Genomic DNA, 20,227 nt, shown 5'->3' with positions numbered 1-20,227 from the left:
CCTGCAATCGCTCCAGGTTGTCGGCCAGATTTGCTGTTGCTACCATCCAACAGGGCCGTTTTGCTGAAAATCCCCTCAATCAGATTGCTGTTTCTTGCGCTACGTCTTCCGGTACAGTAGCCTGATTGAAATTCCATCCAAATAACGAGTTTTCTGCATGTTAAAGCGCGTGTTTTACAGCCTGTTAGTCCTGGTAGGCTTGCTGCTTTTGACTGTGCTTGGGCTCGACAGGTGGATGAGCTGGAAGACCGCTCCCTACATCTACGACGAATTGCAGGATTTACCCTACCGCCAGGTCGGTGTGGTCCTGGGCACGGCGAAATACTATCGCACCGGCGTCATCAACCAGTATTACCGCTACCGCATTCAGGGCGCATTGAACGCCTATAACAGTGGAAAGGTAAACTATCTGCTGCTGAGCGGCGACAACGCACAACAAAGCTACAACGAACCCATGACGATGCGTAAGGATCTGATTGCCGCAGGTGTCGATCCCGCTGACATCGTGCTTGATTACGCCGGGTTCCGGACGCTCGATTCAATTGTACGAACCCGCAAGGTGTTCGATACCAACGATTTCATCATTATTACTCAGCGATTCCACTGTGAGCGCGCCTTGTTTATTGCGCTGCATATGGGCATCCAGGCCCAGTGCTATGCGGTGCCCTCACCAAAAGATATGCTCACCGTGCGGGTACGTGAATTTGGCGCCCGCTTTGGCGCACTGGCCGATCTCTATATTTTCAAACGTGAACCCCGCTTTTTAGGCCCGCTAGTGCCCATCCCTACCATGCATCAGGTACCGGACGATGCACAGGGATATCCGGCGGTCACGCCTGAACAACTACTCGAATTACAAAAGAAACAAGGAAAATAAGCATGGATGTACAAACCCTTTTCGTCGTGTTGGCCTTTTTGCTCATTCCCGTATTTTGTTTTCGCGAAGCATGGAAAGGCTGGCGCTCTGGGGCCGTAGATAAAATTAAAAAGAATGCGCGCGAACCGGTTTACGCTTATCGCAATCAAGAGCCCCTGCAATTTTGGTCTTATGTGCTGGTTTATGCCGGGTGCGGATGTTTATCCTTCGGGATGGTTATTTACTTAGTCTTTTATCGCTAAAGAATTTTCCTTTATATTAGCATTTGAGAATAGCTAATATTTTGATAATAGTTACCATTTCAATGTAAGGGATTAATGCTGCCCGCCAGCATTTCCCTCAGACTATCTTCTATTTGTGAATCCTTTCACAGAATACTCTTCCTGCAGTGCTTAGCCTTAAGAATAGCCTTCACTTTTTATATTTTGTTATTAACGGTTTGCCTTAATTTACTCAAGCATTAAGGAAGAAAATATGCCACAACAAAATTATCTGGATGAGCTCACGCCTGCTTTTACCCCATTATTAGCAATAAAAGAGGCTTCCCGCTGTTTATTATGTCACGACGCCCCCTGTAGTCATGATTGCCCGGCGCAAACAGACCCAGGGAAATTTATTCGCTCTATTTATTTTCGTAATTTTAAAGGCGCTGCCGAAACTATCCGCGAAAATAATGCGCTCGGTGCGGTGTGCGCCCGGGTTTGCCCAACCGAAAAATTATGCCAGCGCGGATGTACGCGCTCAGGAATTGATAAACCTATCGATATTGCACGTCTGCAACGCTTTATTACCGATTTTGAACAGCAGACCGCAATGAAAATCTATCAGCCGGCAACAAAAACGCTCGGCAAGGTAGCTATCATCGGGGCGGGTCCGGCAGGGTTACAGGCCAGCGTAACGCTAAGTAATCTTGGTTATGATGTCACAATCTTCGAAAAACAGGCCCAGCCAGGTGGCTGGTTGCGTTATGGCATTCCTGAGTTTCGTCTGCCGCAAGCAGTTTTGGATCTTGAAATTGCCCGTATCGTTGAAATGGGCGTGACCATCAAGTGCAATTGTGAAGTCGGCAATGCCCTTTCCGTTGAGCAACTCAAAGCAGAATACCGCGCCGTACTGGTTACCGTTGGGATGTCTTACGGTTCAACGTTACCTCTGTTTGAGAGGGCGAATCACGTAGAAATCGCCGTCGATTTTCTGCAACGAGCCCGGCAATCCAACGGCGATATTACCGTCGCACAAAGTGCATTAATCATCGGCGGTGGCGACGTGGCGATGGATGTCGCCAGTACGTTGAAGCTGCTGGGCTGCCCGTCAGTCACCTGTGTCGCGCGTGAAGAACTCGCCGACTTCCCGGCCAGCGACAAAGAATTCAGCAGCACACAGGCTTTAGGGGTGTCGATAATTGACGGCTTCACGCCCGTGGCGGTTAGCGGAAATCGAGTCACCTTTAAGCACGTACGTCAGCCTGGAGAACTCACGCTTGAAGCCGAACAGATTATTCTCGCCGTCGGCCAACATGCTCAGCTTGATAATTTCGCCGCGTTAAAGCCACAGCGCAATCTTATCGATACGCACAATTATCAAACCGCCGATCCGGCTCTGTTTGCTGCGGGCGATATTGTTAAAGGCGATAAAACCGTTGTTTACGCCGTGAAAACGGGAAAAGAAGCCGCTCAGGCCATTCATCACTATTTAGAGGGAGCTTGCTCATGTTAACGAAAGATCTTTCTATTACTTTTTGCGGCGTCAAATTCCCCAACCCGTTCTGCCTCTCTTCCTCTCCGGTGGGCAACTGTTATGAAATGTGCGCCAAAGCCTATGATAGCGGCTGGGGTGGCATTGTTTTTAAAACGATCGGGTTCTTTATTGCTAATGAAGTCTCCCCACGTTTTGACCATCTCACCAAAGAAGATACCGGCTTTATTGGCTTCAAAAACATGGAACAAATTGCCGAGCATCCGCTGGAGGAGAATCTGGCCGCAATTCGTCGACTGAAACAGGACTACCCGGACAAAGTCCTGATTGCGTCGATTATGGGGGAAAATGAGCAGCAATGGCAGGAACTGGCCCGCCTGGTTGAAGACGCGGGTGCAGACATGATCGAGTGTAACTTCTCGTGCCCGCAAATGACCTCACATGCCATGGGTAGCGATGTCGGGCAAAGCCCTGAGCTGGTTGAAAAGTATTGTCGGGCCGTTAAACGCGGCTCGTCCCTGCCGATGCTGGCGAAAATGACACCGAACATTGGTGATATGTGTGAGGTGGCTCTGGCAGCAAAACACGGAGGTGCCGACGGTATCGCGACCATCAATACGGTTAAATCCATCACGAATATCGATCTGAACCGAAAAATCGGGATGCCGATCGTCAACGGTAAATCCAGTATTTCCGGCTACTCCGGCAAGGCCGTTAAACCTATTGCTTTGCGATTTATCCAACAACTGCGCATGCACCCTGAACTGCGCAATTTCCCGATTAGCGGCATCGGGGGAATTGAGACCTGGGAAGATGCCGCCGAGTTTTTACTGTTAGGCGCGGCCACGCTGCAGGTGACCACCGGGATCATGCAGTATGGCTACCGGATTGTGGAGGACATGGCCAGCGGGCTGTCACATTACCTCGCCGATCAAGGGTTTGACTCACTGGAGGAGATGGTTGGTCTTGCCAATGCCAATATCATCCCCGCGGAGGATCTTGACCGTAGCTACATCGTCTACCCGTACATCCATCTTGATAAATGCGTTGGCTGTGGCCGCTGTTACATCTCCTGTTATGACGGCGGACATCAGGCGATGGAATGGAATGAGGAAACCCGCACACCGCATTGCAACACAGAAAAATGTGTGGGATGCCTGTTGTGTGGTCACGTTTGCCCGGTAGCCTGTATTGAGCTGGGTGAGGTGAAATTTAAACCCGGTGAGAAAGAGCATGCGTTAACGTTGTAACGCTGACAAAAAAGCCCGGTACAGATTACGCTGCACCGGGCTTTTTGCGGTATACGATTACTTTTTACGCGCGTACTTCAGTGAGTCCAGCGCGACCGCGAAGATGATAATGCCGCCCTTGATAATGTACTGCCAGTAAGGGTTCACGCCAATGTAGGTCAGACCGTAGTTGATGACGGTGAAGATAATCACACCGGTCACCACGCCAAACACGGTCCCGACCCCGCCGCTGAACGACACGCCGCCAACCACGCACGCCGCAATCGCATCCAGCTCATACATAAAGCCGAGGTTGTTAGTCGCCGAGCCGATACGCCCGGCTTCGAGCAAACCACCAAAGGCATAAAACACGCCAGACAACGCATAAATGATCAGCAGGTTCAGCGCAACGTTGACCCCGGACACTTTCGCGGCTTCTGGGTTTCCGCCGATGGCGAAAATGTTTTTACCGAAGCGGGTCTTGTTCCACAGCACCCAGACAAACGCCACCGCAATCAGCGCATAGAAGGTGATGTAGGAGAGGCGGAAACTACCCAGCGCAATAAAGCCCTGCGCGAAGGTGGAGAATCCGCTGTCAAAGCCAGAAATTGGTGATGCGCCGACAAAGTCGTAGTACAGGGAGTTGATCCCGTAAACGATGATCATCGTACCCAGGGTGGTAATAAACGGCGTCACATTCAGATAAGCAATGATAATACCGTTCACCAGACCGATAATGGCGCCAATCACGCAAACAATCAGCACCACCACGATGATTGGCATTGTAGCCATTTCCGGGAACACCTTGTTGGCGTTCTCCATCGACTGTAGCAAGGTTGCCGCCACGACTGCCGCCAGGCCAACCTGACGTCCTGCCGACAGGTCTGTCCCTTGGGTAACAATCAGCCCGGCCACGCCCAATGCGATAATAATACGCACCGAGGATTGCGTCAGAATATTACTCAGGTTCAGTAAGCTTAAGAAAGTGGGATCCTGGAAAATAATAATCGCCAGCAAAACCAAAAGAACAACGTAAATTCCGCCTTCTTTCAGATAAGTAAGAAAACTTTTCTTATTTAACGCACTCATGAGGAGCCCCTAATCTTAAAGGTGCAAAGACGCAAGACGGAGGATTTCGTTTTGCGTTGTTGTTTTAGTGTCAACAATTCCGGCAACGAGACCATTGCTCATCACCAGAATACGATCGGTAATACCTAGCAGCTCCGGCATTTCAGAGGAAATAATAATAATCCCCTTATCCTTTTTCGCGAGTTCGGCAATCAGCTGATAAATTTCAAACTTCGCGCCAACATCGATACCACGCGTGGGTTCATCTAACATCAGGATTTCTGGCTGCGTTAATAACCAGCGACCAATAACCACCTTTTGCTGATTACCACCGGACAGTGAACCGATTTGTGTACGATGGCCCGGCGTTTTCACCCTCATTGAGTCAATTACCCACTGGGTATCACTCTTCATGCGGGAATTATCCAGCAGACCAACTTTATTTTTATAGTTTTGGATATTGGAGATTAACGAGTTAAAACCAATATCTAGATACGCGTAAATACCGGTTGAGCGGCGCTCTTCCGTGACCAGCGCAAAACCATGATTAATGGCCTCATTTGCGCTGTGGTTATTAATCTTTTTGCCGTGTAGCGTAATCGTACCCGATGATTTCTCACGAATACCAAAAAGCGTTTCAACGATATCAGTACGTTTTGCGCCGACCAGCCCGGCAATCCCGAGAATTTCCCCTTTGTGCAAATCAAACGAGATATCCCGAATCGACGGCTGACGCAGCGAGGTCAGGTTACGCACTTGCAGAATGACTTCACCGGGTTTGTTTTCTTTATCCGGAAAACGTTGGTTCAGTGAACGGCCGACCATCATGGAGATGATCTTATCCATATCCAGCCCTTCCAGCGGCTGGGTCGCAATCCACTGGCCATCGCGCAGCACGGTAATTTCATCACATAGCTGGAAGATTTCTTCCATCTTGTGAGAAATATAAACAATACCGCATCCACGCTCTTTCAGCTTACGGATAATGGTAAACAGATGATTAACTTCTTTCTCGGTTAACGATGACGTTGGCTCATCCATGATGACGATTTTTGCGTCATAGGAGAACGCTTTCGCAATTTCAATCATCTGCATTTGAGAAACGGATAATGTACCAACGCGCGCACGCGGATCGATATCAATATCCAGCTCATCAAATATCGCTTTGGTATCGCGGTACATTTTGTCCTGATCGACAAACATGCCTTTGGTGGGATAGCGTCCCAGCCACATGTTATCCATCACAGAACGTTGTAATACCAGGTTTAATTCCTGGTGTACCATCGAAATACCATTTTCAAGCGCTTCTTTAGCAGAATGAAAATCGATTTCTTTACCCTGAAATAAAATACTACCGGAATCTTTTTGATAGATACCGAAAAGACATTTCAATAATGTTGATTTCCCCGCGCCATTCTCCCCCATTAAGGCATGAATGGAATGTGGGCGGACTTTTAAATTGACATTATCAAGAGCCTTAACGCCGGGGAAGGACTTGTTGATGCCGGTCATTTCCAACAAGTATTCGCCTGACGACTGAGTATGTGTGCTGACCATAATTATACCTTGTTGGCCTTGCAGAGTGCGTTATTAAGGGCGCAATGACATTGCGCCCAAAGACGGAATATTTACTTATTGGTAAACTCTGCCAGATTATCTTTATCGACACCTACGTACGGAACGCGAACAATTTTGTTCTCAATTTTCCAGTTAGTGCCATCTGCCGCACCTTTACCGTCAGCCAGGTTTTTCGCCAGATCGAAGGTGGCTTTCGCCTGGTTGTTGGCGTCGTTCAGCACGGTACCAGCCATTGCGCCAGATTTCACCAGAGCCAGCGCTTCAGGCAGCGCATCCACACCAAATACCGGTACGCTGGTTTTGTTGTGCGCTTTCAGTGCTTCAACTGCGCCCATTGCCATCGCATCGTTGTTTGCGATAACCACTTCGATTTTGTTGGCGTTCGGACCGGACATCCACGCATCCATTTTATCTTTTGCCTGAGCGGTATCCCACATTGCAGTATCTAACTGCAGTTGCTCAGTTTTAATGCCTTTATCGTTCAGCTCTTTAATCACGTAAGTGGTACGTGCTTCAGCGTCCGGGTGTCCCGGTTCGCCTTTCAGCAGAACAAACTGAATTTTGCCGTCTTTGTTCAGGTCCCAGTTCGGGTTCGCTGCCCAGTGTTTGGCGATCAAATCACCCTGAATAATACCGGACTCTTTAGAGTCGGTACCGACGTAAAACGCTTTGTCATAGCTGTCCAGCGCCTTACGAGAAGGTTCTTTGTTAAAGAACACGATCGGTACGTTCTGCCCGCGTGCCTTTTCAATGACCGTGCCTGCCGCTGCCGGGTCAACCAGGTTAATCGCCAGTGCCTTAACGCCTTTTGCCAGCAGCACGTCGATCTGGTCGTTTTGTTTGGACTGGTCGTTCTGCGAGTCATTCATCAGCAGCTGTACATCTGGCGCCGCTTTGGCATCTTTTTCAATAGCCTTACGTACTACAGACATAAAGTTATCGTCATACTTATAGATAGTCACACCAATGCGGGTATCAGCAGCGTGCGCAGCCGCGCCGAATAACATGCTTGCCATTACAGCAGACAGGGTCAACACCTTCTTATTCATGGTATCTCCGGTTTTATTATGCAGGGTAGTACTTGAGATAAATGCTCGGCAGGCAGAACGTTACTGAAGTGTTACTGAACGCCGAAGCTCACTTTTAAAAAATATTTCTTCCGTGTCTGGCAACGCTCCAAAAACAGGCTTTAATTTTTGTTTAAGGCACCTTTACCTCGGTGAAAGTGATTATTCACCGTTACATAGTAGTTACAGCGCAACAAACAGTGTCATCATAGCTATCGCATTGTTAATATACTGTGAATTTACTCACATATTGAAAGCGGTTACATCGCGCAACGTTATGAGTTAGTGATCGGTGCCGCATTCTGCCGAAGCGCCACAGAATGGCGACGCACCAGCGTCGGCATAAAGCAATGCGTCGCCTCCAGGTCTAACGTGCCTGCAGCCCCCTGTAGCGCAAGCTCCGTCGCCATTTTTGCCATGGAGGCAATGGGATAGCGTACGGTGGTCAGTTGCGGATCGGTGTAACGCGCGATAGGAATATCATCAAAGCCAATGATAGAAAGGTGTAATGGAATAGCGATGCCGTTGTCTTTTAGCGCGGTCAGCGCGCCGGCAGCCATATTGTCGTTATAGGCGAAAACCGCCGTCAGTTGTAAGTTACGTCCCAGCAGTTCTACCATCGCAGACTCTCCGCCTTGCATATCGGGCGAACCGGTGCCGACCCAACTTTCTGCCGCAACAATCCCCTGCTCTTTCAGGGCTGTTAACCACCCTTCTTTGCGCATGGTGTCATCTTCAATGCGATGGCTTGACGCCAGATAACCGATGCGTTGATGACCATTATTCAGCAGCATTCGGGTCGCCATTTTGGCACCGCTGATGTTATCCAGACAGACGCAGCGGTGGGCGTACCCCGGCACCAGACGGTTGATCAGCACCATGCCGGGGATCTGATCCATAAACTCGGCGAGTTCCCGATCGCTCAGTGCTTTAGAGTGTACAATCAGTGCGTTACAGCGCTGACGAATCAACACCTCAATGGCATGACGTTCTTTTTCAGCCTCATGATAGCTGTTGCCAATCAGGACATACTTCTGATGCTGCTGGGCAACCATATCCACGGCTTTTACCAGCGCGCCAAAAAAGGCGTCTGATACATCCATGACCACAACACCAATCGTGTCGCTCACCTGCGTCGCCAGCGCTTGCGCGTTGGCATTGGGTCGATAGCCCAGCAGAGTAACTGCCTTCATTACCGCTTCACGCGTATCGGGACTCACCAGCGCACTGTTGTTCAGTACGCGGGAAACGGTCGCTACAGAAACGCCAGACTGTCGTGCCACATCACGTATGGTGATCATATTCACTGCCCTGTTTTAGATTGCGGTTGCCCGCAGACACCCCAGGCTGGGTATTTTGTCAGCACAATGAAACGCACTGCGTGAGAGATGTCACAGGAATGAAAGCGCTTACATCCGTTTTGTTAATGAATGTGATCCAGATCGTTATCTGGATGTACGCGGCAATGATGTCCCCGCAGCACGCAGGGTTAATTGACGCCACAGCCATTCCACCGGGCCCTGGCGGTAAAAACGTAGCCATATGACGGAGAAAAGTAGGTTAACGGCCCAAACCGGAATGACGAAATACAGCAGCTCCAGTCGGTCAAATTTCATAAATAAGCCGACCTGGTAAAACAGCGTGGTGCAGATTAAGGTTTGTAACAGATAGTTAGTTAATGCCATGCGCCCCACACAGGCGATGGCAATGACCCATTTTAAGCGGCTAAGCTGCGGCCAGAAGCCGAACATCAGCGCGGCGTAACCAATGGTTTGCAACGGCGCGCCCAGCTCTCGCGGGGCTTGTAGCAAGAAGGCACACCAGCGATATGCCCAGTCCAGATGCCACTGAGCGACGATAGCAGGCAGGTTAATCGCCATCCCGAGAATGACCAGCAGTACACCGGTGCGTCGGTAATGCTGTAAGCTGTACTGCCCTTTTAACCAACCGCTGCGCATCAATGCCGCGCCGAGCAGCATCATGCCCGCCAGTTGCCAGCCGTACTGCGCGCCCAGCGCCAGCAAGCTATTGGACATCATATCCACGCGATTGCTGACGGCTTCCATTCCACCGTTTATTTTCCAGTATTTTTCATACAGCAACGCTGAGGCATCCGGCGTCCAGGCACGACTGGTCTCACTCCCGGAGATTACCCCCAGCAGCAGCAATACGCCAACGCCCACCAGATAAAGCAGTACGCCAGTGTTAAATAAGCTTTTCACCGACGGCGCATCACGGATCAACCGCCAACAAATCAGGCCGATTAAGCCATATGCCAGCAGGATATCGCCATCCCAGAAGAGTAAACCGTGAATAAAACCCAATAGAACCAGCAGCGTAAGCCGCGACTGGATCCAGCGTTTGCCGCGCGGGAGCAGCATTTGCAGACCGGCACCGAACAGCAGCGCAAACAGCGTGAGGAATTTTACCTGCGCAAAGAGATCGAGCAGCGCCCAGGTCCAGGCGTCGGATAAGGTGATGTTGCCATACCACGCGGGATTGAGGTATGCCGCCTTTGGCAAGCCAAAGGCGCTAATATTGAGAAGCAGGATACCAAGAATGGCGACGCCACGAATAAAATCCAGCGTGACATTACGCTCCATGGTCCCTGCCCTAATCAGTTGTGATGACGTACTGCGCGCAGGAACTCCTGACGCGTGTTCTGGCTGGACTTAAACAATCCGCCAAGAGAAGTGGTCGTGGTCGCACTGGTCGCATCGCGAATGCCACGCGCTTTCACACAGTAATGTACCGCATCAATCGACACCGCCACATTATTCGTCCCGAGCAGCGTTTGCAGCGCGGTGAGAATTTGCTGGGTGAGACGTTCCTGAACCTGCGGACGCTGTGCGAAAAACTGCACAATGCGGTTAATCTTCGACAGACCAATAACCGAATCTTTCGGGATATACGCCACCGTCGCTTTGCCATCGATAGTAACAAAGTGGTGTTCGCAGGTGCTGGTCAGCGTGATATCGCGAACCGTGACCATCTCGTCCACCTTCATTTTGTTTTCAATGACGGTAATTTTCGGGAAGTTGGCGTAGTCGAGGCCGGAGAAAATCTCATCGACATACATTTTCGCAATGCGATGCGGAGTTTCCATCAAACTGTCATCGCTCAAATCGAGATTGAGCAACTGCATAATCTCGGTCATATGGCCCGAGATAAGACGTTTGCGCGTTTCGTTATCCATCTCTTGCACGGGCGGGCGTAGTGGCGTTTCAAGACCACGCGCGACCAGCGCTTCATGAACCAGGGCCGCTTCTTTACTGAGTGATGACATTTCTTCTTCTCCTGCAGGTGGGGCGCCTCTGCCCTGCATGGGGCAAAGTTTTTAGGCTGTGTCACAGCCAGAACATTGTGCGTGAGGCGGCGCACATAATCCAGTATTCACCGCGATAATTATTGAAATTGGTACAGCCTTTCAGCGTAGCGATTTCACTTGTCGTTCTACCCGGCGACGTCGAGTGTTAATGTAAAGTTATATAGATGATGAAGTATGTTTGCTCAATGCGGAAGTGAAAGTTGCTCACAGTGCCATGAATAATCTGTATTATGGTGAGTTCGCAAACATATTCAGGTACAACACAACAAGGAGCCCCGCATGGAAATGCTTGAAGAGCACCGCTGTTTTGAAGGCTGGCAGCAACGCTGGCGTCACGACTCCGCCACGTTAAATTGCACCATGACCTTCAGTATTTTTCTTCCTCCCCCGCGCGATAACACCCCGCCTCCGGTGCTGTACTGGCTGTCGGGTCTGACATGCAATGATGAAAACTTCACGACTAAAGCCGGCGCACAACGCATTGCGGCTGAGCTGGGCATTGTACTGGTGATGCCGGACACCAGTCCGCGCGGCGAGCAGGTTGCCAATGATGATGGCTACGATTTAGGCCAGGGGGCGGCATTTTACCTCAATGCCACCCAACAGCCGTGGGCAACGCATTTTCGCATGTATGACTATCTGCGTGATGAGCTGCCGGCACTGATTCAATCGCAGTTTAACGTCAGCGATCGCTGCGCCATCAGTGGACACTCCATGGGCGGTCACGGCGCATTGATTATGGCGCTGAAAAATCCCGGGAAATACACCAGCATTTCCGCCTTTGCACCGATCGTAAATCCTTGCCGCGTTCCGTGGGGGGAGAAGGCTTTTAGCGCGTATCTGGGTGAAGATAAATCACAGTGGGCCGCGTGGGACAGCTGCGAGTTAATGTTGGCCAGCAAGCCCGCAGACGCGATTCCGACGCTTATTGATCAAGGAGACAGCGATCAGTTTCTCGCCGATCAGCTGCAACCCGCGGTACTAGCCGAAACGGCCCGTCAAACCGCATGGCCAATGACGCTACGCATCCAGCCAGGTTACGACCATAGCTATTACTTTATTGCGTCGTTTATTGAGGATCACCTGCGCTTCCACGCCCAGTATTTGTTGAAGTAACGCCTGAGTGAGGGCGCCAGCCCTCTTCATTTCTCCATCATTCCTTCACTTTTTCTCCTTTTTTCTTTTTCCACTATCCTATTGATTTAAAAAGCATTACCCTCAAAACGAGATCAAACACAAATGATTTCGATTATCATTTGTGTTTACAAATATTCATACTTTTGTACAATCCATTCGCTTCTTTACTGAAAAGAGTCCTTAAAAGACAAATACATACAATTGTCATGGCCTTTCACATGACGCGCTGATCGTTACCCTAAATAATTCGAGTTGTATGAACGCGCGTAGCCACGCATCTGCAACTTGAAGTATGCCGGGTAAATTCATTTAAATGGAATGATACAAATGACTATACCTCACGTTAAGGCTGTAGCTGCCGCAGTATGCGTCGCCAGTCTCCCATCACTCGGGCATGCCGCTGAACAAGACACCGTGGTGGTTACCGCCACCGGCTTCGAACAGAAAATTCAGGACGCTCCCGCTTCGATATCTGTTATTACCAAGCAGCAGATTGAGGACAAAGCCTATCGCGATGTTACCGATGCGCTAAAAGATGTCCCTGGCGTCGTCGTCACCGGCGGGGGTAGCAGCAGCGATATCAGTATTCGTGGTATGGCTTCGCAATACACGCTCTTCCTGGTCAACGGTAAACGCATCAGCACACGCGGCACACGTCCTAACAGCGACAACTCAGGTATTGAGCAAGGTTGGCTGCCGCCACTGGAATCCATTGAGCGTATCGAGGTAATCCGTGGCCCAATGTCATCTCTGTACGGCTCCGATGCGATGGGCGGCGTCATTAACGTCATCACCAAGAAAGTGTCGAATACCAAAGCCTGGACCGGCTCTCTGCACGGCGATGCCACTTTCCAGGAAGACAGAGACTCCGGCGATATTTATCAGACCAACGCCTATGCGTCTGGGCCACTGATTGACGGATTACTCGGCGCAAAAGTGACCGGATTATTCTCTCATCGGGCGGAGGACAAAATCCTCAATGGCTACAATGAACAGCGTATGCGTAACGGGGGCTTAACCCTGAACTTTACGCCAGATGATAAAAATGACATCGACTTCGATTACGCACGTGAACTGCAGGATCGCGACAGCACGCCAGGCAAATCCATGGCCGAGGAAAGCTGCCGCAACGGAAGCTGCAAGCCTAACAGTAAAAGCGAAAACAAGTATGTGCACACAACGTATTCACTAACCCACAGCGGTTATTACGACGACTTCAACTCCACCAGCTATGTCCAGCAGGAAGAGACCGAAAACCCAGGTCGCCAGATGAAGTCCTACAACACGATTTTCAATAACCAGAACCAGGTCTTCCTTGGGGCGCACACCCTGACGTTGGGCGGGCAATACCGTTATGAAAAACTGAGTGATAACGGCAACCAGCTGCAAGCTGCTGATGGACTGAACAAACTGACCCGCTGGAGCTGGGCGCTGTTTGCTGAAGATGAGTGGGCCGTTACCGATACCTTCACGCTGACTGGCGGTCTGCGTATGGATAAAGATGAAAACTACGGCGACAACTGGACGCCGCGCGGTTATGGCGTATGGCATCTGAGCGATCAATGGACCTTAAAAGGCGGCGTTTCAGCGGGCTATCGCGCACCGGATCTGCGCCAGTCGTCTGCCAGTTGGGGACAGGTCACCGGCGGCGGTAGACTGAACGGAATCATTGTCGGCAACCCGGACCTGAAGCCGGAGAAAAGCCTCAGCGAAGAGATCGGTTTACTGTGGGATAACGGCAACGATCTCAACGCGGGCGTCACGCTGTTCAATACTGACTTCAAAGACAAAATCACCGAAGTGCGCCGCTGTAACAGCAGCTCCGATCCGGCCTGTACCATCGGCAATACCCACTATGACTTCGTCAGCGATCGCGTTAACGTCGATAAAGCCAATATGCGCGGCGTAGAATCCACTTTCGGCTGGAAGATGACTTCCGACATCAACTGGACGGCGAACTACACTTACACGGAATCTGAACAGAAAAGCGGTCAGTTCTCCGGTCAGCCATTGAACAAAATGCCAAAGCATATGTTCAACACCACGCTGGACTGGCAGGCCACGCAGGATCTCGGTTTCTGGAGCCGTCTGAATCTGCGCGGGAAAACGTCTGAATACCTGAGCCGTACCTCCATGGCGCAGGGCACCCCGTCCTATACTCAGGTCGATGTTGGTTTACGCTATTATGCTAACAAAGATCTGCTGATGACCGCTGGCGTGTATAACGTGCTGGATAAGCAAATCGATTACGATACCTACGACACTGTTCTCGATGGTCGTCGTTACACGGTTGGCCTGACTTACAGCTTCTAAGTTTGGCGCAATAAAAAAACCCCGGCACTCATCATGCCGGGGTTTTTGTTATGCTTTTTATACTGTTATTTCTTCACGCGATCCGGGAATTTCATTTCGCTGTAGCGAACAAAATGAGTTCCTTTCGCCAGCTTATAGCCAAACCAGATAATCAGGAACAGCGGGATACCGATATAGGTTGCCATCACGCCGCCCCAGTCAATGCTATCTTTCAGGAACGCTTCGTAGTTCTGGCCCAGAGTGATAATCAGGCACAGCACAAAGGCGAAGATCGGACCCAGCGGGAAGAAGCCAGAACGGTACGGCAGATCCTTCACATCGTGACCCTGCAACACATAACCGCGACGGAAGCGATAGTGGCTAATCGCGATCCCCAGCCAGGCGATAAAGCCCGTCATCCCTGAGGTGTTCAGCAGCCAGAGGTACACGGTCTGGTTACCAAACATAGAGGTCAGGAAACACAGCCCCGCCACCACAGTCGTCGCATACAGCGCGTTACGCGGTACACCGCCACGAGACAGTTTGCCGAAAATACGCGGCGCTTTACCGTCGCATGCCAGGGTGTAAAGCATACGCGTGGAGGCATACATCCCGGAGTTACCCGCTGACAGTACCGCCGTCAGGATAACCGCGTTCATTACTGCTGCGGCTGACAGCAGACCCGCATGCTGGAATACCAACGTGAACGGGCTAACGCTGATGTCTTTCACATCGTTGCGCAGCAGGCTCGGATCGGTGTACGGGATAATCAGGCTGATAATCAAAATCGCGAACACATAGAACAGCAGGATTCGCCAAAACACCTGACGCACCGCACGTGGAATGTTCTTTTCAGGATCTTCAGATTCGCCTGCCGCGATACCGATCAGCTCTGTTCCCTGGAAGGAGAAGCCGACGATCATCGCCACGCCAATCATAGCGGCAAAACCCCCGGCAAACGGTGCATCACCAGTCGTCCAGTTGCTCCATCCCACTGGCTGAGTACCTTTGAAGATACCGAAAATCATCATCACGCCAACCACGATGAAGATAATTACAGTGGTGACTTTGATCAGCGAGAACCAGTATTCCGCTTCACCAAATCCGCGAACGGAAATGTAGTTCAGCAGGAAGATAACGCCGAGGAACAGTGCGCTCCAGATCCAGCCCGGCGTGTCCGGGAACCACCAGCTCATCACCAGCTGTGCGGCCACCAGGTCAACGGCAATCGTTACCGCCCAGTTGTACCAGTAGTTCCAGCCCAGCGCGAAGCCAAAGCCTTCTTCTACGTAGTTTTGACCGTAAGTGGAGAACGAGCCGGAAACCGGCATATAGGCAGCCAGTTCACCGAGGCTGGTCATCAGGAAGTACACCATCAGACCGATCAGGATATAAGAGAACAACGCGCCGCCAGGACCCGCCGCAGAAATAGTTGCACCAGATGCAACGAAAAGACCTGTACCGATGGAGCCTCCAATGGCAATCATCGTCAGGTGACGCGCCTTCAGTTCACGACGTAGCGTGGGCGCTTCTGTGGTTTTAGTTTCGGAAACCATGTGAAAATGCTATCCATCCAAAAAATGAGGCGCGATTGTAGCAGACGAAATGGCATTCTTCCGGCACAAATGCGCTGTTATAAGAGACCTTCATGACTGGCCGCGGATTATAAGTAAAGCAGAAAACGGGCGGCACAAGGCGGTTAAGACGTTACAGCCATTATGGATAGGGTGGCCTGACGAGAGTTAGCGCGCTATTCGCCCTACTCAACCTGGTCGCTGTAATATAAAAAACGCGTAATGGCATTGGAGATATGTTTTTGCCGGTGATGAACGCGCCAGAGAGTGCGCACTAAACGCGGCAGTGGCACGGTAACTTCGCTCAGCGTCCCTGCCTGTAACTGCTCCGCAATGACCCGACGCGACAAACAGCTGATCCCGAGACCATGGCGCACCGCATGCTTAATGGCCTCGGAGTTCCCCAACTCCATCGCCATCTGAAATCTTGGCAGATGAGACAACAGCAGGTAATCCACCAGTTCACGCGTCCCCGATCCTCGCTCACGCAGGATCCACGGCGAAGCAGCCAGCTGTTCCAGCGTAATGGGCCCCTTTGTGAGCGGTGACGACGGTGCGGCAAACACCACCAGTTCGTCCTCCAGCCACGGTTCAGAGATGATTTCCGTACTGTGACACGGCCCTTCAATCAGCCCGATGTCTACCCGAAAATCCAGCACCGCATTGATCACGTCCTGGCTGTTGCCCACGCTAAGTTCCAGCGGCAAATCAGGGAAGTCCTGGCGATAACGGGCGATCATGGCGGGCAGAATATAATTACCGATGGTGCTACTGGCATAGACCCGAATGGCGCCATTATCTTTGCGAAAAAGCTGTTCGATTTCGGTCGTTTGCTCAAGTAACGCCAGCGCGCGCGGATAAAGCAAGCGTCCGTGTTCGTTAACCACCAGCCGTTTGCCAACACGGTCAAACAGTTGCACGCCAAGTTGCCCTTCCAGATCGGTAAGCGCCGCACTCACCGCCGACTGCGACAATGCCAGCATGACAGATGCCTGGGTTGTTGAGCCGCTTTTTAGTACCTCAGCAAACACTTCAAGTTGTCGCAGGGTGATATGCATAGTCATTTTCCACCGGATAGCCGTTACTTATACCCTAAATAATTCGAGTTGCAGGAAGGCGGCAAGAGAGAGCATCCCCCGGAGCGTACTTAAGTACGTGACTGGGGTGAACGAGCGCAGCCAACGCACATGCAACTTGAAGTATGACGGGTATACCACTTATATAGATTAATTATAAATATATAATCAATTTTATTTTTAAACCACTTCGCCTTACTCTTTTACCCAGATAAAGGAGAAGGATATGACAGAACTCACCTTACAGACTCATCGTCGTACAGCGTGGCATTTTATTCCGGGGCTTGCCCTGAGTGCAGTTATCACTGGGGTCGCCTTATGGGGAGGATCCATTCCCGCCGTCGCAGGTGCCGGGTTCAGCGCCCTCACCTTAGCCATCTTATTGGGGATGATTCTCGGCAACACCGTCTATCCGCACATCTGGAAAAGCTGTGACGGCGGCGTGCTGTTCGCGAAACAACATTTATTACGTCTGGGGATTATCCTCTACGGTTTCCGCCTCACCTTCGCGCAAATTGCTGACGTCGGCGTCAGCGGTATCGTGATTGATGTGTTAACGCTAAGCAGTACCTTTATGATTGCCTGTTTCCTGGGGCAGAAAGTATTTGGTCTGGACCGTCACACCAGTTGGCTGATTGGCGCGGGGAGCAGCATTTGTGGTGCCGCCGCCGTGCTGGCAACCGAACCAGTGGTGAAAGCAGAAGCCAGTAAAGTGACCGTCGCTGTCGCCACCGTGGTTATCTTCGGTACTATCGCTATCTTCCTGTATCCGGCGATGTATCCGTTGCTTTCACACTGGTTTAGCCCAGAAACCTACGGCATTTACATTGGCTCCACCATGCATGAAGTTGCACAGGTTGTGGCTGCCGGGCACGCCATTAGCCCGGATGCGGAAAACGCCGCGGTTATTGCCAAAATGCTGCGCGTCATGATGCTTGCACCGTTCCTTATCCTCCTGGCCGCACGCGTTAAACAACTGTCTCCGGCCACGGGCGGTGAGAAGAGCAAAATAACCATTCCATGGTTTGCCATCCTGTTCATTGTGGTCGCAATTTTTAACTCGTTCCACCTGCTGCCACAGTCAGTAGTGAACATGCTGGTAACGCTGGACACCATTTTGCTGGCAATGGCGATGGCTGCCCTGGGGCTGACCACGCACGTTAGCGCGCTGAAAAAAGCCGGTGCCAAACCGTTACTGATGGCCCTGCTGCTGTTTGTCTGGCTGATTGTGGGTGGCGGTGCGATTAACGTCGCTATCCACGCGCTGATGGCATAAACGATCACGACTCACCTCTATTAACCCGCTATACTCTCCCTTTTTGTATTTGAGTATGGCGGGTTAAATTTATGAAATATATCGGAGCGCACGTAAGCGCCGCTGGCGGTCTGGCTAACGCCGCTATTCGAGCCGCAGAAATCGAAGCGACCGCATTCGCCCTGTTCACCAAAAATCAGCGCCAGTGGCGTGCCGCGCCGCTGACCACCGAAATCATTGATGATTTTAAATCTGCCTGCGAGAAGTATCATTATACTGCCGCCCAGATCCTGCCTCACGACAGTTACCTGATTAACCTCGGTCATCCGGTTAGCGATGCGCTGGAAAAATCACGTGATGCGTTTATAGATGAAATGCAGCGCTGTGAACTGCTGGGCTTATCCTTGCTGAACTTTCACCCGGGCAGCCATTTGATGCAGATCCCGGAAGATGAGTGTCTGGCGCGCATTGCCGAATCCATCAACATCGCCCTTGCTCAGACCCAGGGCGTTACGGCAGTTATCGAAAATACCGCCGGACAAGGCAGCAACCTTGGATTTAAGTTTGAGCACCTTGCCGCCATTATCGACGGCGTTGAAGATAAGTCCCGCGTCGGCGTCTGTATTGATACCTGCCATGCCTTCGCGGCCGGTTACGATTTGCGCTCCGTCGAGGAATGCGAAAAGACGTTTGCGGAATTTGAACGTATTGTCGGCTTCAGGTACCTACGCGGTATGCACCTGAACGACGCCAAGAGCGCATTTGGCAGTCGCGTTGACCGTCACCACAGCTTAGGTGAAGGCAATATTGGCCACGATGCCTTCCGTTGGATCATGCAGGACAATCGTTTTGACGGCATTCCGCTGGTGCTCGAAACGATTAATCCGGATATCTGGGCAGAAGAGATTGCCTGGCTGAAAGCCCAGCAAACAGAAAAAGCGGTGGCATAATCATGAACGACAGGGAAAAGCAGATCCTTAAGATCCTGCGTCGCAATCCGTTGATTCAGCAGAATGAAATCGCCGATATTTTGCAGATCAGCCGTTCACGCGTTGCTGCGCATATTATGGATTTGATGCGTAAAGGCATGATTAAAGGTAAAGGTTATATCCTTACCGAACAGGATTATTGCGTGGTTGTCGGGGCGATCAATATGGATATTCGTGGTGTTGCTGACATCCACTATCCTCAGGCTGCCTCTAACCCTGGTAACATTCACTGCTCGGCAGGCGGCGTGGGACGCAACATCGCCCACAACCTGGCGCTGCTGGGCCGTGACGTCCACTTAATTTCCGCTGTTGGCAGTGATTTCTATGGCGAAACATTGCTGGAACAAACGCGTCAGGCCGGTGTTAACGTTTCCAGTTGCATACGCCTGCATGGACATAACACCTCAACTTACCTGTCGATCGCTAATCAGCAGGAAGAGACCGTACTGGCAATTAACGATACCCATATCCTGCAACAATTGACGCCGCAGTTACTGAACAGTTCGCGAGATTTGATCCGCCATTCCGGTGTCGTACTGGCAGATTGCAATCTGACTGCCGAAGCCATTGAGTGGGTCTTTACTATTGCTGATGATATTCCGGTATTCATTGACACCGTTTCAGAGTTCAAAGCGGCAAAAATGAAGACCTGGTTTACGCGTATTCATACGCTAAAACCAACGCAGAAAGAGCTGGCGATTTTGTGGGGTCAACCTATTCATTCAGATGCCGATCGCGTACTGGCCGTTAATAGTCTCCATCAGCAAGGGGTAAAACGAATCTTTGTTTGCCTGGAAGATGAATCCGTTTTTTGCAGCGAAAAGGACGGAGAACAGTTTTTACTGACGCCTCCTGAGCATACGGTTGTAGACAGTTTTGGCGCCGACGATGCTTTTATGGCGGGATTGCTTTACAGCTTTCTGGAAGGTAGTGAATTTCGTGAAAGCGCTCACTTTGCCATGGCCTGCGCGGCATTATCGCGAGCCAGCGTCAGCATCAATAACCCAACCCTCTCAGCAGATAACGCCTTGTATTTGCTGCAAACTGCTTAAATGTAATGCC

The 20,227-nt window shown here is 51.0% G+C and carries 17 protein-coding genes; 9 read left to right on the top strand and 8 right to left on the bottom strand.

Annotated elements, in window-relative coordinates; genetic code table 11:
• Positions 1-157 precede the first annotated feature (157 nt).
• From sanA to preA, 4 genes are all read left to right on the top strand, one after another.
• Complete coding sequence (gene sanA, locus HV352_RS08240) at positions 158-877, top strand: outer membrane permeability protein SanA (RefSeq protein ID WP_016153714.1); 720 nt, start codon at positions 158-160, stop codon at positions 875-877.
• Between the two features lie 2 nt (positions 878-879).
• Complete coding sequence (locus HV352_RS08235; RefSeq protein WP_016153715.1) at positions 880-1,119, top strand: DUF2542 family protein; 240 nt, start codon at positions 880-882, stop codon at positions 1,117-1,119.
• 232 nt (positions 1,120-1,351) lie between these two features.
• On the top strand, positions 1,352-2,593 hold the full coding sequence (locus HV352_RS08230) for an NAD(P)-dependent oxidoreductase (RefSeq protein WP_016156975.1): 1,242 nt from the start codon (positions 1,352-1,354) through the stop codon (positions 2,591-2,593).
• The gene (preA, locus tag HV352_RS08225; RefSeq protein ID WP_181635334.1) at positions 2,587-3,822 is read left to right on the top strand and encodes an NAD-dependent dihydropyrimidine dehydrogenase subunit PreA; all 1,236 of its coding nucleotides are present in this window, start codon (positions 2,587-2,589) and stop codon (positions 3,820-3,822) included. The genes HV352_RS08230 and preA overlap by 7 nt, the downstream gene beginning before the upstream one ends.
• Before the next feature lie 57 nt (positions 3,823-3,879).
• Here the strand turns inward: preA and mglC are convergent, their stop codons facing one another.
• From mglC to folE, 6 genes are all read right to left on the bottom strand, one after another.
• Positions 3,880-4,890, bottom strand: coding sequence for a galactose/methyl galactoside ABC transporter permease MglC (gene mglC / locus HV352_RS08220; RefSeq protein ID WP_003027393.1), 1,011 nt, complete (start codon positions 4,888-4,890; stop codon positions 3,880-3,882).
• A gap of 15 nt (positions 4,891-4,905) precedes the next feature.
• Positions 4,906-6,426 carry a galactose/methyl galactoside ABC transporter ATP-binding protein MglA gene (gene mglA / locus HV352_RS08215; protein WP_016153718.1) on the bottom strand — a complete coding sequence of 507 codons (1,521 nt, stop codon included), beginning with the start codon at positions 6,424-6,426 and terminating at the stop codon, positions 4,906-4,908.
• A 71-nt stretch (positions 6,427-6,497) separates the two neighbouring features.
• Complete coding sequence (mglB, locus tag HV352_RS08210; protein ID WP_016153719.1) at positions 6,498-7,496, bottom strand: galactose/glucose ABC transporter substrate-binding protein MglB; 999 nt, start codon at positions 7,494-7,496, stop codon at positions 6,498-6,500.
• Between the two features lie 293 nt (positions 7,497-7,789).
• Positions 7,790-8,815: an HTH-type transcriptional regulator GalS gene (gene galS / locus HV352_RS08205; protein WP_047359172.1), complete on the bottom strand. Its 1,026-nt coding sequence runs from the start codon at positions 8,813-8,815 to the stop codon at positions 7,790-7,792.
• Positions 8,816-8,959: 144 nt separating this feature from the next.
• Positions 8,960-10,117 (bottom strand): DUF418 domain-containing protein YeiB, encoded by a 1,158-nt coding sequence (gene yeiB / locus HV352_RS08200; protein WP_047500983.1) that lies wholly within the window; start codon positions 10,115-10,117, stop codon positions 8,960-8,962.
• A gap of 14 nt (positions 10,118-10,131) precedes the next feature.
• Positions 10,132-10,800, bottom strand: coding sequence for a GTP cyclohydrolase I FolE (folE, locus tag HV352_RS08195; protein WP_003027410.1), 669 nt, complete (start codon positions 10,798-10,800; stop codon positions 10,132-10,134).
• Positions 10,801-11,121: 321 nt separating this feature from the next.
• On the opposite strand from folE, the gene fghA reads away from it, so the two are divergent.
• Positions 11,122-11,958: an S-formylglutathione hydrolase gene (fghA, locus tag HV352_RS08190; protein ID WP_049042014.1), complete on the top strand. Its 837-nt coding sequence runs from the start codon at positions 11,122-11,124 to the stop codon at positions 11,956-11,958.
• A 348-nt stretch (positions 11,959-12,306) separates the two neighbouring features.
• A complete protein-coding gene (locus tag HV352_RS08185) occupies positions 12,307-14,292 on the top strand; it encodes a ligand-gated channel protein (protein ID WP_016156980.1) in 1,986 nt (661 codons plus the stop codon).
• Positions 14,293-14,357: 65 nt separating this feature from the next.
• Here the strand turns inward: HV352_RS08185 and lysP are convergent, their stop codons facing one another.
• Complete coding sequence (lysP, locus tag HV352_RS08180) at positions 14,358-15,827, bottom strand: lysine-specific permease (protein WP_016153724.1); 1,470 nt, start codon at positions 15,825-15,827, stop codon at positions 14,358-14,360.
• A 203-nt stretch (positions 15,828-16,030) separates the two neighbouring features.
• A complete protein-coding gene (yieE, locus tag HV352_RS08175) occupies positions 16,031-16,903 on the bottom strand; it encodes a DNA-binding transcriptional regulator YeiE (RefSeq protein ID WP_047500977.1) in 873 nt (290 codons plus the stop codon).
• Between the two features lie 244 nt (positions 16,904-17,147).
• Here yieE and HV352_RS08170 point away from each other — a divergent pair, with 244 nt between their 5' ends.
• From HV352_RS08170 to HV352_RS08160, 3 genes are all read left to right on the top strand, one after another.
• Entirely contained in the window at positions 17,148-18,197 is a 1,050-nt protein-coding gene (locus HV352_RS08170) for a YeiH family protein (protein ID WP_016153726.1), read from the top strand.
• 71 nt (positions 18,198-18,268) lie between these two features.
• Positions 18,269-19,126, top strand: a complete 858-nt coding sequence (gene nfo / locus HV352_RS08165) for a deoxyribonuclease IV (RefSeq protein WP_046275457.1) — start codon at positions 18,269-18,271, stop codon at positions 19,124-19,126.
• Between the two features lie 2 nt (positions 19,127-19,128).
• Positions 19,129-20,217 carry a sugar kinase gene (locus HV352_RS08160; protein WP_047359177.1) on the top strand — a complete coding sequence of 363 codons (1,089 nt, stop codon included), beginning with the start codon at positions 19,129-19,131 and terminating at the stop codon, positions 20,215-20,217.
• Positions 20,218-20,227: the final 10 nt, after the last annotated feature.

The organism is Citrobacter sp. RHBSTW-01044 (assembly GCF_013781945.1).
GTDB classification, from domain to species: Bacteria; Pseudomonadota; Gammaproteobacteria; order Enterobacterales; family Enterobacteriaceae; genus Citrobacter; species Citrobacter braakii.
The sequence above is the reverse complement of the archived record's forward strand: the minus strand, read 5'-3'. Positions and strand labels throughout refer to the sequence as shown.